This is a genomic window from Shinella sp. AETb1-6 (assembly GCF_009826875.1).
Taxonomy (GTDB): domain Bacteria; phylum Pseudomonadota; class Alphaproteobacteria; order Rhizobiales; family Rhizobiaceae; genus Shinella; species Shinella sumterensis.
Genome location: NZ_WUMM01000002.1, coordinates 460,644 through 472,397, shown reverse-complemented (window position 1 = coordinate 472,397; position 11,754 = coordinate 460,644). Strand labels below are relative to the sequence as shown.

Annotated in this window: 13 protein-coding genes; 5 read left to right on the top strand and 8 right to left on the bottom strand. The window is 65.7% G+C overall.

Translation table 11 applies throughout. The features are described 5' to 3' along the window. Window positions 1–61: 61 nt before the first annotated feature. On the bottom strand, window positions 62–589 hold the full coding sequence (locus GR158_RS05605) for a GNAT family N-acetyltransferase (protein ID WP_160870278.1): 528 nt from the start codon (window positions 587–589) through the stop codon (window positions 62–64). Window positions 590–596: 7 nt separating this feature from the next. Further along, entirely contained in the window at window positions 597–1,175 is a 579-nt protein-coding gene (locus GR158_RS05600; RefSeq protein WP_160870277.1) for a helix-turn-helix domain-containing protein, read from the bottom strand. A 142-nt stretch (window positions 1,176–1,317) separates the two neighbouring features. On the opposite strand from GR158_RS05600, the gene GR158_RS05595 reads away from it, so the two are divergent. Together GR158_RS05595 and lepA are read left to right on the top strand one after the other, a co-directional pair. Further along, window positions 1,318–2,568 (top strand): MFS transporter, encoded by a 1,251-nt coding sequence (locus GR158_RS05595; RefSeq protein WP_160870276.1) that lies wholly within the window; start codon window positions 1,318–1,320, stop codon window positions 2,566–2,568. Window positions 2,569–2,629: 61 nt separating this feature from the next. Next, window positions 2,630–4,462, top strand: a complete 1,833-nt coding sequence (gene lepA / locus GR158_RS05590) for a translation elongation factor 4 (RefSeq protein ID WP_134648202.1) — start codon at window positions 2,630–2,632, stop codon at window positions 4,460–4,462. Between the two features lie 90 nt (window positions 4,463–4,552). Here the strand turns inward: lepA and GR158_RS05585 are convergent, their stop codons facing one another. Beyond that, the gene (locus tag GR158_RS05585) at window positions 4,553–5,539 is read right to left on the bottom strand and encodes a Gfo/Idh/MocA family protein (RefSeq protein ID WP_160870275.1); all 987 of its coding nucleotides are present in this window, start codon (window positions 5,537–5,539) and stop codon (window positions 4,553–4,555) included. A 144-nt stretch (window positions 5,540–5,683) separates the two neighbouring features. Here GR158_RS05585 and GR158_RS05580 point away from each other — a divergent pair, with 144 nt between their 5' ends. Together GR158_RS05580 and GR158_RS05575 are read left to right on the top strand one after the other, a co-directional pair. Then, a complete protein-coding gene (locus GR158_RS05580) occupies window positions 5,684–6,634 on the top strand; it encodes an aldo/keto reductase (RefSeq protein WP_160870274.1) in 951 nt (316 codons plus the stop codon). Beyond that, the gene (locus GR158_RS05575) at window positions 6,631–7,080 is read left to right on the top strand and encodes an N-acetyltransferase family protein (RefSeq protein WP_371731617.1); all 450 of its coding nucleotides are present in this window, start codon (window positions 6,631–6,633) and stop codon (window positions 7,078–7,080) included. The genes GR158_RS05580 and GR158_RS05575 overlap by 4 nt, the downstream gene beginning before the upstream one ends. A gap of 42 nt (window positions 7,081–7,122) precedes the next feature. On the opposite strand, the gene GR158_RS05570 is transcribed toward GR158_RS05575, so the two are convergent. Together GR158_RS05570 and GR158_RS05565 are read right to left on the bottom strand one after the other, a co-directional pair. Further along, the gene (locus GR158_RS05570; RefSeq protein ID WP_160870273.1) at window positions 7,123–8,148 is read right to left on the bottom strand and encodes a histone deacetylase family protein; all 1,026 of its coding nucleotides are present in this window, start codon (window positions 8,146–8,148) and stop codon (window positions 7,123–7,125) included. Between the two features lie 110 nt (window positions 8,149–8,258). Then, window positions 8,259–8,669, bottom strand: a complete 411-nt coding sequence (locus GR158_RS05565) for a hypothetical protein (protein WP_160870272.1) — start codon at window positions 8,667–8,669, stop codon at window positions 8,259–8,261. A 123-nt stretch (window positions 8,670–8,792) separates the two neighbouring features. On the opposite strand from GR158_RS05565, the gene GR158_RS05560 reads away from it, so the two are divergent. Beyond that, window positions 8,793–9,578: a helix-turn-helix domain-containing protein gene (locus GR158_RS05560; RefSeq protein WP_160870271.1), complete on the top strand. Its 786-nt coding sequence runs from the start codon at window positions 8,793–8,795 to the stop codon at window positions 9,576–9,578. Here the strand turns inward: GR158_RS05560 and GR158_RS05555 are convergent. Genes GR158_RS05555 through GR158_RS05545 form a run of 3 tightly spaced genes read right to left on the bottom strand, consistent with a single transcriptional unit; the run spans window position 9,568 to window position 11,653 of the window. Beyond that, window positions 9,568–9,933, bottom strand: coding sequence for a transporter (locus GR158_RS05555; protein ID WP_160870270.1), 366 nt, complete (start codon window positions 9,931–9,933; stop codon window positions 9,568–9,570). The genes GR158_RS05560 and GR158_RS05555 overlap by 11 nt on opposite strands. After that, entirely contained in the window at window positions 9,930–10,637 is a 708-nt protein-coding gene (locus tag GR158_RS05550; RefSeq protein ID WP_160870269.1) for a class I SAM-dependent methyltransferase, read from the bottom strand. Before GR158_RS05550 ends, GR158_RS05555 begins: the two co-directional genes overlap by 4 nt. Window positions 10,638–10,660: 23 nt before the next feature. Continuing rightward, the gene (locus GR158_RS05545; RefSeq protein ID WP_160870268.1) at window positions 10,661–11,653 is read right to left on the bottom strand and encodes a glycosyltransferase; all 993 of its coding nucleotides are present in this window, start codon (window positions 11,651–11,653) and stop codon (window positions 10,661–10,663) included. Between the last annotated feature and the right edge of the window lie 101 nt (window positions 11,654–11,754).

Below are 11,754 nucleotides of genomic sequence, written 5' to 3'. Positions count from 1 at the left end.
GCTGCCAGGCTCTTCGTTAGCCAGCTAATTTCTTTGCTGTTCCCGTTCTCGACCCCAAGAGCTACGCCGTTGCCCCGATGCGCTTGTAGAAGAACGTCGTCGCGCAGTAGCGGCCGTCGGGATAGAGCGCGTAGTCGGGAATGACGCCGGCGCGCTGCCAGCCGAGGCGCTCGTAGACCGTCTCGGCGGGGCTGCCGGTCGCGGTGTCGAGCACCAGAACCGTCTTGCCGTATTGCGCCGCTTCGGCCTCCGCCGCCGTCATCAGCGCACGGGCAAGCCCGCGGCCGCGTTCGCTTTCCAGCACCAGCAGCTTCTTCACATCCGCCCGGTGCGGCTGGTTCGGCATCTGGCGGATACCGACCTGCACCGTGCCGACGATGCGGCCGTCGCGTTCCGCCACGAAAAGCAGCGTCGCCTCCTCGGCGACCGCCGCGATCACGCCCTGCCAGAACGGCACGGCATCGGCGGACCCATAGGGCGCCATGAAGCCGACGGAGGCGCCGCCCGTCACGCAATCGGCCAGGACATCGCAGAGTTCGCCGATTCGGGCTTGCGCTTCGGCAGGATCGAGCCTTCTGATATCGCTCATCGGTTCCTCAAGATCGGCCGCGGTCCAGCACCACGGCGTAATGGGCCGGCGTGTCGCCGGGGTTTTCGAAGACATGGCCCTCGGTGATGCTCATATAGAGGCAATCGCCGGGGCGAAGATCATGCACGGCCTCGCCGACCGTCATGCGCAGGCTGCCGGAAAACAGCCAGACATGCTGCGTCATGCCGGCCTTTGCCGTTTCCGGCGGATAGGCGAGGCGCGCGCCGGCCGGGAACGTCACGTCGATGACCTCGACGCGCGACGGGGTGCCCTGCGGCGAGACGGCGCGGCGCTGATAGCCCGTCTCGGGATCGCGCCAGACCGTCTGAGCCTCGTGCCGCGAGACGGGATCGTCCGTGCCTTCGGAAAAGGCGAAGAAGGCCGAAAGCGTCAGATCGAGCGCGGCGCACAGCCGTGACAGAAGCTGTGCCGTCGGGCTCGCCTCGCCGCGCTCGATGCGCGAGATCATCGCCCGGCTGACGCCCGAGGCGCCGGCGAGATCGTCCAGCGTCATGGCGCGCGCGCCGCGCAGCAGCCGCAGCCGCTCGCCGATGGCGCTTTCCAGGGGATCGTTTGCGTTTTCCATTATCGTGGAATAATCTTCCCGCATAATGGAGTCAACCGGCATCAACCCATCCCGAAATAATTCTCCGCCATGGCGCTAAGGCGACAATGCGACATGATCAGCGGCGCTAAGTTGCCTTGAGGGCAATGGAGGGGCGGCGCATATGACGGACGGGACACAGCGGGCATCGTCGCTCTTTTCCATCACGGCCATCGTCGTCTCGATGACGCTCGTCGCGATCGGCAACGGCATCATGCTCGCCTATGTGCCCTATGTGCTGTCGCGCGCCGACGCACCGTCCTGGACGCCGGGCGCCGCCGTCACGGCAATCGCCTTCGGCGGCCTGCTCGGCTGCATCCTGGCCGGGCCCGTCATTCGCCGCGTCGGCCATGCGCGGGCCTTTTCCTGTTCCATGGCGCTGGTGCTCATCGCCGCCTTCCTCATCGCGCTCGGCGTCCATCCCATCCTGTGGATCGTGGCGCGCGGCATTTACGGCGTGGCGGGCAATGCCAATTTCATCATCGCCCAGAGCTGGCTGAACCACGCGGCCGACAACCGCTGGCGCGGCAAGGCCATGTCGTTTTTCTACATGGCCTATGTGCTGGGGCTCGGCGTCGGGGCCTGGCTGTTCGGCCGCATGCCGGCCGACGGCAATCTCGCGCCGCTCTTCACCATCTTCGTCACCACGCTCGCCATCCTGCCGATCGGCCTGACCCGCCTGCCGACACCGCCGGCCCCCGCCCGCGTCAGCGTCGATTTCGCCATGGCCTGGCGCAATTCGCCCGTCGCGCTGATCGGCGTTCTCGCCGCCGGCGGGCTCTCCATGGTCGTGCAGGGCTTTACGCCGATCTATGCCGCGACCAACAAGGTCGGGCAGCAGGACGTGGCGCTGCTCATGCTCGTCATGCAGTTCGGCCTCATATTCGTGCAATATCCGCTCGGCACGCTTTCGGACCGCATCGACCGCCGCGTCGTGCTGATCGTCACCTGCCTGCTCATCACGGGGGCGGCCGTCGCCGCGCTGTTCGTGTCCTTCCAGGCGCTTTTCGTGCTGATGCTGGTCTTCGCGCTGTGGGCGGGGGCGGTGGAGAGCGTCTATTCCATCGCAAACGCCCACGCCAACGACCGCACGGACCCCGACGATTTCGTGCCGCTCGCCTCCACGCTGCTGGTGGCCTGGTCGGTCTCCGCGACGCTCGTTCCGCTCGCCGTGACGGCGCTCACGCCGAGCTTCGGGCCGCAGACCTTCATCTATGCGGTGATCGCCGTCGCGCTCGCCTATATCGCCTTCGTGGCGCAGCGCCTGCGGCTGCGCGAGACCGTGCCGACGCAGGCGCGCGAGGGTTTCGAGATCAGAAGCGCGCAGGTGCCCAATGCCGGCGCGCTGGTGGAAGGCGACAAAGCCCCGGAATAGCGGCGCTTGCCGTTCGGAAACCCTTCATTTACCGCTTTTCGCCATCCGTGCGCGCTGCTATATGGCGCGCATGAGCACCAATTCCTCCACGCCCCTCGACCATATCCGCAACTTCTCGATCGTGGCCCATATCGACCACGGCAAGTCGACCCTCGCCGACCGGCTGATCCAGTCGACCGGCGGCCTTGCCGAACGCGAGATGTCGGAGCAGGTCCTCGACAACATGGATATCGAGCGCGAGCGCGGCATCACCATCAAGGCCCAGACCGTGCGCCTGCACTACAAGGCCAATGACGGCGAGACCTATGTCCTGAACCTCATCGACACGCCCGGCCACGTCGACTTCGCCTACGAAGTCTCTCGCTCGCTGTCGGCCTGCGAGGGTTCGCTGCTGGTCGTCGACGCCTCGCAGGGCGTGGAAGCCCAGACGCTCGCCAATGTCTACCAGGCGATCGACAACAACCACGAGCTCGTGACCGTGCTCAACAAGATCGACCTGCCGGCCGCCGAGCCCGAGCGCATCAAGGAACAGATCGAGGAAGTCATCGGCATCGACGCGTCGGAGGCCGTGCTGATCTCGGCCAAGACGGGCCTCGGCATTCCCGACGTGCTGGAAGCCATCGTCAAGCGCCTGCCCGCGCCCAAGAGCGAAGGCGGCGACAAGGCGCCCCTGAAGGCGCTCCTGGTCGACAGCTGGTACGACACCTATCTCGGCGTCATGGTTCTCGTGCGCGTCATCGAGGGCCGGCTGACCAAGGGCCAGACGATCCGCATGATGGGCACGGACGCGAAATACACCGTCGAGCGCGTCGGCGTGCTCACGCCCAAGATGGTGGCGATGGACAGCCTCGGCCCGGGCGAGATCGGCTTCATCACCGCCTCCATCAAGGAAGTGGCCGATACGCGCGTCGGCGACACGATCACCGAGGACAAGCGCCCGACGGCCAAGGCCCTGCCGGGCTTCAAGCCGGCCCAGCCGGTGGTGTTCTGCGGCCTCTTCCCGGTCGATGCGGCCGATTTCGAGGACCTGCGCTCGGCGATGGGCAAGCTGCGGCTCAACGACGCCTCCTTCTCCTTCGAGATGGAATCGTCGGCGGCGCTGGGCTTCGGCTTCCGCTGCGGCTTCCTCGGCCTGCTTCACCTCGAGATCATCCAGGAGCGCCTGGAGCGCGAGTTCGACCTCGACCTGATCGCGACGGCGCCTTCGGTCGTCTACCAGCTCTACATGACTGACGGCACGATGCGCGAGCTGCACAACCCGGCCGACATGCCCGACGTCGTGAAGATTTCGGAAATCCACGAGCCGTGGATCCGCGCCACGATCCTCACGCCCGACGATTATCTCGGCGGCATCCTGAAGCTCTGCCAGGACCGCCGCGGCATCCAGATCGAGCTGACCTATGTCGGCACGCGCGCCATGCTGACCTATGACCTGCCGCTCAACGAAGTCGTCTTCGACTTCTACGACCGCCTGAAGTCGATCTCCAAGGGCTACGCCTCCTTCGACTACCAGATCACCGACCACAAGGAAGGCCATCTGGTGAAGATGTCGATCCTGGTCAACGGCGAGCCGGTCGATGCGCTCTCGATGATGGTGCACCGCATGGCCGCCGAAAAGCGCGGCCGCGACATGTGCGAGAAGCTCAAGGAGCTGATCCCCAAGCACATGTTCAAGATCCCGATCCAGGCCGCCATCGGCGGCAACGTGATCGCCCGCGAGACCATCTCGGCGCTGCGCAAGGACGTGACCGCCAAGTGCTACGGCGGCGACGCCACCCGCAAGCGCAAGCTGCTCGACAAGCAGAAGGCCGGCAAGAAGCGCATGCGCCAGTTCGGCAAGGTGGAGATCCCCCAGGAAGCCTTCATCGCGGCGCTGAAGATGGGCGACGAGTAGAACGGAAAAGGGAGGCGATGCCTCCCTTTTTATGCCGTTTCGATCCCGCCTGGCCTTGCGGCGCCTTCCCTTGATGGCGGGGCGGGCGGGTCAGACCGCCTCCCAGCCGTCCTTTTCGCTGGCGCGGTAGATGGCGTCGATGAGCTTCTGGTTGTTGACCGAGCTTTCCAGCGGCACGATCTCCTCGTTTTCGCCGCGCGCCGCCTTGCTGAAGGCTTCGACCTCGCGGCGGTACTGGCGGGCATCCTGGAAGCGGAAGATCTGGCTTTCGGCGTGATTCTGGTTGGTCAGTTCCAGTTCCTCGGCGCCGTAGCGGTCGGCGTTGAACGGCGATTTGACCTCGATGAAACCCTTGTCGCCGTGGAACGCCATGACCTGGCGCTGGGCAAGCTGGGTGGAGACGTAGAAGGACAGTTCGAAATCGCCGAAATCGGCGCGCACGCTCGAATAGATGTCCGTGCCGAATTCCGGGTCGCGGTCGGTCGTGGCCTGCACGCGGACCGGCTCCTTGCCGGTGACGAAGCGGGTGGTGATCGTCGGATAGACGCCGATATCGGGCAGGCCGCCGCCGCCGAGTGCCGGCACGTTGCGCATGTTGCCGGGATCGCGGTTGAAATAGGTGAAGGCGCCCTGGACATGGCGCAGGCGGCCGATGGCGCCTTCCGACAAGAGCGCGCGCACCTTGCGCCAGACCGGGCTGTAGGTGACCATGTAGGCTTCGGAGATCAGCACCTTGTTGCGGTCGCGCGCGGCGATCAGCGCGTCGATCTCGCCGGCGTGAAGCGCGATCGGCTTTTCGCACAGCACGTGCTTGCCGGCATCCGCCGCCTTGATCGACCACTCGACATGCTGCGCCGTCGGCAGCGGGATATAGACGGCGTCGATCGTGTCGGAGGCCAGCATCTCCTCGTAGGAGCCGAAGGCATGCGGCACGGAGAAGCGGTCGGCCATGGCACGGGCCTTGGAAAGGTCGCGGCTTGCGATGGCGGTGACGACGCAGTTCTCCGCGTCCTGGATGGCGGGCACGACGAGTTCGCGGCCGATCTTGGCCGTCGACAGGATTCCGAAACGCAGCATGATGTCACTCCCTGATTGCGGCGAGAGACTAGTCGCGCCGCCTTCCGCCTGCAAGTTCGGAAAAATCCGCCGCGCCGCGTGCAAAGCCCCGCGCGGCGTCCTATGTTCGCCGCAGCGATTTGCGCACGAACCCTGGAGGATCCCATGCAGTTTCGACCCCTCGGCAAGACCGGCCTGTCCATCGCACCGCTGGTTTTCGGCGGCAATGTCTTCGGCTGGACGGCCGACGAGAAGACCTCGTTCGACCTCCTGGACGCCTTCACGGATGCCGGCTTCAACGCCATCGACACGGCCGACGTCTATTCGAGCTGGGTGCCGGGCAACAAGGGCGGCGAGTCCGAGACGATCATCGGCAAGTGGCTGAAGCGCACGGGCGTGGCGCGCGACAAGGTGGTGATCATCACCAAGGTCGGCTCCGATATGGGCCAGGGCCGGCGCGACCTGCGCAAGTCGTGGATCCTCGAGGAAGTCGAGGCCTCGCTGAAGCGGCTTCAGACCGACCATATCGACCTCTATCTCTCGCACTGGCCGGACGACGCGACGCCTTACGAGGAGACGCTGGAAGCGCATGCGAGCCTCGTCGCCGCCGGCAAGGTGCGTGCCTTCGGCGCCTCCAACCTCGATGCGAACCAGCTGCAGGCCTCGTTCGACGCCGCCGACAAGGCGGGCCTGCCGCGCTACGGGGTGCTGCAGCCGGAATACAATCTTTACGACCGCGACGGTTTCGAAGGCGCGCTCGCCGATCTCTGCCGCAAGGAGGATATCGGCGTCATCACCTATTTCAGCCTCGCGTCCGGCTTCCTGACCGGCAAGTACCGCAGCAAGGCGGACACGGAAGGCACGGCGCGCGGCGAGGCCGTGCAGCGTTACCTCGACGACAAGGGCCAGCGCATCCTCGCCGCCCTCGACCAGGTGGGCGCCGAGACCGGCGCGAAGCCCGCCGAAATCGCGCTCGCCTGGCTGATGGCGAAACCGGCCGTGACCGCACCGATTGCCAGCGCCACCAGCCTTTCGCAGCTGGCGAGCCTCACCAAGGCGGCATCGCTTTCGCTGTCGGCCGATCAGGTCGCGCTGCTCGACAGGGCAGGGGCGTGACCGCCGGCCTGACGATCCGCGACGCGGTGGCGGGGGACGAGGCGGCGTGGCGGGCGCTCTGGGCCGGCTACCTCACCTTCTATGCGGCCGACGTGCCGGAGGAGGTGACGGCCTTCACCTGGGCCCGCATCCTCGATCCCTCCTCGCGCGTCACCATGCGCATTGCCGAGCAGGATGGCCGGCTCGTGGGCTTCGCCATCCACCACTATCACGACTGCACCTGGGACATCGCGCCGGAAGGCTATCTCGAAGACCTCTATGTCGACGAGACGGTGCGCGGCAAGGGCATCGGCCGGGCGCTGGTGGACGATCTCATCGCGCTTGCGAAACGCCACGGCTGGCGCGGCATCTACTGGCACACCAACGGCGACAATGCCCGCGCCCGCAGGCTCTACGACAGCTATGCCCCGGCCGACGGCTATGTGCGCTACCGCCTGAAGACATAGGCCGGCCCCGCATCGGGGCCGGTTTGTGCCTGCGCCGGCCGATCAGCCGGCGATGCCCTTCAGCGTGTTGGCGACGTTGAGGCCGATTTCCGGCACGCCGTAACCGCCTTCCATGATGGTGACGACGGGCACGCCGCTGGCGGCGACCGCCCGGCCCATCGTCACGTAATCCGGCGACGTGAGCTTGAAGAAGGAGATCGGGTCCTTCTCGAAGGTATCGACGCCCAGCGACAGCACGATCGCCTCCGCGCCGAAGGCGGAAATGCGCTTCAGCGCGTCGTGCAGCGCCTGCTCCCACACGGCATAGGGCGTGCCCGGCGGCAGCGGATAGTTCTGCGTGGTGCCTTCGCCCGCGTCCTTTCCCGTCTCCTCCGCATAGCCGAGGAAATGCGGGAAGGCTTCCGCCGGGTCGCCGTGCAGCGAGGCGAAATAGACGTCTCCGCGCTCATAGAAGATATCCTGCGTGCCGTTGCCGTGGTGGAAATCGACATCGAGAACGGCCACCTTCTTCGCGCCCTTGTCGAGTAGCCGCTGGGCGGCGACGGCCGCATTGTTGATGAAGCAGTAGCCGCCGAACGAATCGATGCCGGCATGGTGGCCCGGCGGGCGGCAGAGCGCGAAGGCGGCCTTCGCGCCGGAGGCAAGGATATCGGTGGCCGTCAGCGCGGTGCGCATGGAGGAGAGCGCCGCCTCCCAGGTGCCCGGCGAGATCGCCGTCTCGGCGGCGTTGCAGTAGTAGCCGAGCAGGCCGTCGATCTGGGTGGGAATGCGCGGCGAGGTGCGGCGCACGGGGAAGGAAGTTGCGATGGCCTCGCCCCGGTAGCCGGCCGCCTTCCACTGGTCCCAGGCGGTTTCGAGGAAGGACAGGTAGCCGGCGTCATGCACCTTCAGCGCGGTTTCGAGACCATAGTCGTCAGGGGCGGCGATATCGGTGAAACCGCCGTCCTTGACGGCCGCGAGGATCCATTCCGCCCGGAACGGCGCCTCGAACGGCGCCACCAGCTCGCCGCCGTGAAGTTCGCTGCGGGCGTTCCTGAGCTTGTGGTCCTCGGAAAAGATAACGCGCATGAAGGGCTCCCCATTTTCATTCGGGCGCGACGGTAATGCATTTTTTGCGCAAGGGGAATCGGCGGGATGAAGGGGAGATGTTTTCTGTTTCCCCTTCATCCGCATCGCCTTCAGGCCACGGCGGCGCGCTGCTGCCTGATAAGGCCGATCTGCTTGAGAAGCAGGATCTCCGCAACCGCGACGGCGGCCACGGCAACGAGGGCGATGCCCGTGAGCGTGAGGCCGTCGCGGCCGGCGACGAGGACGGCGATGCTGCCGATGACCCAAAGCCCGTCGCCGGCGATGGCCAGGCGGACCGCGGCGGCCGAAGGCGGCACCTGCCGCCCGAGCATGAGGTGGAACAGGCCCCACAGCAGGAAGAAGGCCGCCAGTCCGTTGACGAGCGCGGGCGTGGCGAACGGTCCGACGAGTGCTCCGACCGGGCCTGGTATCGCGAAGAACAGGGCCGCGACGGCCAGCGAGAAGACGCCGTCGGCGAGGAGGACGGATTGCAGGAGATTGCGGTTGAGGGCGGCGAACATGATGGGCTCCTTCGTTGTCGATGGCGCCATCCTGCCGGCCATGGTGCAGCAAACCAATTACCTCGGAGGTAATGGAAATCACGCGCCACCTCCTGTTTACTGCGCGCCGGTCTGGAGGAAAGCATGGAATTCGGCGACCATCTCAGGGAATGGCGCGGCCACCGCCGCATGAGCCAGCTGGCGCTGGCAAGCGAGGCGGGCATTTCGGCGCGCCATCTGTCCTTTCTGGAAACCGGCCGCTCGCGCCCGTCGGAAGGCATGATCCTGCGGCTTTCGGCCGTGCTCGACATTCCCGCGCGCGACCAGGGCGCGCTGTTTTCCGCCGCCGGCTTCCGGCCGCGCTTCGCCACGACGCCGTCCGCCAGCCTTGCCGCTCTTCCGGCGGCGGTGGTCGAGGCGATCGGCCTCATCCTGGACCGGCACGATCCCTATCCGGGCGTGGTGTTCGACCACGAATACAACGTGCTGACGGCCAACCAGGCCTTCATGGGCCTTGCCGGCATGGCGGGGATTGCCGTTTCGCCCGGCGACAATTTTCTCGATGCCTATCTCGGCCCCACGCCGCTGCGCTCCATCGTCGTGAACTGGCCGCGCTCGGCCGCCGACCTCGTCAACCGCATCCGCGCGGAAGCCCGTCTCCAGGGGCCGCGCAGCCCGCTCGTCAAACGCATCGAGCGGCTGGCGGCAGCAGACGATGTCCGGGCCGCACTTGACGATTTTCCCGCCACCGAACGGCTTCCCGTGCTGCCGATCGAGATGCGGATCGGCGCGAAGCGCTTCAACTGGATCACCACGCTCACCTCCTTCGGCTCCGCGCAGGATGCGCTCGTGCAGGGCGTGCTCATCGAGAGCTTCTTCCCCGCGGATGCGCAGACGCGGGCTCATTTCGAGACGCAAGTCAGCCGTTGATGACGAGCATTCCACCAATGATCAGGACGGCGCCGATGGCGTAACGCAACGTCAACGCTTCGCCAAGGAAGAGGCTTGCAAGCAGGGGCACGAAGCAGAATGTGAGTGCCATGAAGGAATAGCCGATCGTGAGCGGCACCGCTTTCAATACGAAAATCCAGATAATCGTGCCTGTGCCGTAGATTGCCAGTGCCGCCAGAAGCAAGGGATTGAACAGCAAGGCTGTAATACCCCGCGCACCGAATTCGCCGGTGGTTTCACTCGTCAGCTTGAAGAGCACCTGCCCCACAGCGATCAGGAGCGGTGTGCCGAGCAGGCCCGCCCAGATGGTGGGGCTGTAACCGCCCGGCGTCACGCGACCGGCTCCGTCCGCTCTTCCATGTAGAAGATGTCACGGCCGATATCGACGCAGACGTGGCGTGCGGGAACGGGATGCACGGCCCGCAGGAAGGAGTGGGTGTAGGGGAAGAAGTTGAAATGCGGGTTGAAGCTGTAGCGGTACTCGCGCTCGCGCGGCACCACGATGATCAGGCGCCTGCGAGCGATGCGGCGCAGTTCGGCTATCGCCTGACGGTATTCCAGAACGTGCTCGATAACATGGGTGCATACGACGGTATCGAATTCGCCGTCCGCGAAGGGCAGCTTCTCGATCATCGCGGCGACATACTCGACGCCAGCTATTCCGGCCGCGTCATCAATGACGAAATCCACGCCGGTCAGGCGTTTGAGCCCGGGATTGCCCGTTTTGATATGGCGTAACAGCGCACCGGTGCCGCAACCGACATCGCAGACACTCTCGCCGGAAATGGACGCGACGATACGATCGATGCAGGCCTGCGAGTTGTCGGTTCCGGCATGCACACGCGGATGTTCGCGGTAGAGGTCGGCATATTCTTCGGCGGTGAGGAAGGGCGCGCGCTCGCGGAATTTCGCAAGCTTCGCGATGTGCTTGCCCCAGATGAGGCTTGCGGCCTGCCGAAAGAGTGCGGAATCGCGCAGGATCGGCGGCAGTACGTCCTCGATCACGAAGCGGATGCGGTTTGTCGTTTCCCTGTTCATGCGTGTGTCCTGTTCGATCCCTCTCAGGCGGCCATATGACGGGCGGGCGTCTCGGGCTTCGTGCGAGCGGTTCTGGCATGCTGACCGGCCGGCAGGTTCATGTAGTGGATGCGCAGCTGTTCGGCCCGGGCGCGGGCCAGCGAATCGAGGATCATGCCGGCGGAGAAGACGAGGAAGGAAATGAGCATCAGCACGAGCGAGAAGACCCAGGTCGGCATGCGCTCGACGAGGCCGGTCTCGAAATAGGCGACCAGCACCGGCGCCATGAAGACCAAGCTTGCCAGAAGGAAGCCGCCGCTGATCGCGCCGAAGAAGGTGAAGGGCCGGGTTTCCTTCATCAGCATGGCGAACATCCACAGGATCTTTCCGCCGTCGCGGAAGGTGGAGAGCTTGGAATGCGAGCCGTCCGGGCGCCGGCCGTAATCCAGCTCCAGCTCGGCCACGGGCAGGCGCAGCCGCGAGGCATGCACCGACATCTCCGTCTCGATCTCGAAGCCGCCGGAAACGGCGGGGAAGCTCTTGGCGAACCGGCGCGAGAAGGCGCGGTAGCCGGAGAAGATGTCGGAGAAATCGTTGCCGAACAGCGAACGGTAGAGCGTGTTGAAGATCCGGTTGCCGAAGGCATGGCCCTGGCGGCCGGCATCGGCACGCACGCCGCGGCGCGTGCCCACCACCATGTCCGCACCCTCGGTGATGAGCGTGCGGATGAGTTCGGGCGCATCGGAAGCGGCATAGGTGCCGTCGCCGTCGGCCATGATGTAGATGTCGGCCTCGATGTCGGAGAACATGCGGCGCACCACATTGCCCTTGCCCTGGCGGCGCTCGCGCACGACGGTCGCGCCGGCAAGGGCGGCCCGCAGCGCGGTCGAATCGGTGGAATTGTTGTCGTAGACGTAGATGCGGGCCATCGGCAGCGTGGCGCGGAAGGCGGCGACCACGTCGCTGATCGTCTGGGCCTCGTTGTAGCAGGGCAGGAGCACGGCGATATCGAGGTCTTCCATCAGGGCTTCCGTCATGGGGTGCAGTCTCCCGTCCACGCCGCCTCATGCGGGCGCCGTTTTACTATTTCTTGAGAAGGTTAAGGCTAGGTTTCGGGCGGCTTCGAACGCTGCACGAA

Bases quoted from the DNA above. Each gene is read 5' to 3' on its own strand.
- GR158_RS05600 (WP_160870277.1), bottom strand. From the start codon at position 1,175: ATGGAAAACGCAAACGATCCCCTGGAAAGCGCCATCGGCGAGCGGCTG.
- GR158_RS05570 (WP_160870273.1), bottom strand. From the start codon at position 8,148: ATGCGCGTTATCTTTTCCGAGGACCACAAGCTCAGGAACGCCCGCAGC.
- GR158_RS05595 (WP_160870276.1), top strand. From the start codon at position 1,318: ATGACGGACGGGACACAGCGGGCATCGTCGCTCTTTTCCATCACGGCC.
- GR158_RS05565 (WP_160870272.1), bottom strand. From the start codon at position 8,669: ATGTTCGCCGCCCTCAACCGCAATCTCCTGCAATCCGTCCTCCTCGCC.
- GR158_RS05580 (WP_160870274.1), top strand. From the start codon at position 5,684: ATGCAGTTTCGACCCCTCGGCAAGACCGGCCTGTCCATCGCACCGCTG.
- GR158_RS05550 (WP_160870269.1), bottom strand. From the start codon at position 10,637: ATGAACAGGGAAACGACAAACCGCATCCGCTTCGTGATCGAGGACGTA.
- GR158_RS05560 (WP_160870271.1), top strand. From the start codon at position 8,793: ATGGAATTCGGCGACCATCTCAGGGAATGGCGCGGCCACCGCCGCATG.
- GR158_RS05605 (WP_160870278.1), bottom strand. From the start codon at position 589: ATGAGCGATATCAGAAGGCTCGATCCTGCCGAAGCGCAAGCCCGAATC.
- lepA (WP_134648202.1), top strand. From the start codon at position 2,630: ATGGCGCGCATGAGCACCAATTCCTCCACGCCCCTCGACCATATCCGC.
- GR158_RS05585 (WP_160870275.1), bottom strand. From the start codon at position 5,539: ATGCTGCGTTTCGGAATCCTGTCGACGGCCAAGATCGGCCGCGAACTC.
- GR158_RS05545 (WP_160870268.1), bottom strand. From the start codon at position 11,653: ATGACGGAAGCCCTGATGGAAGACCTCGATATCGCCGTGCTCCTGCCC.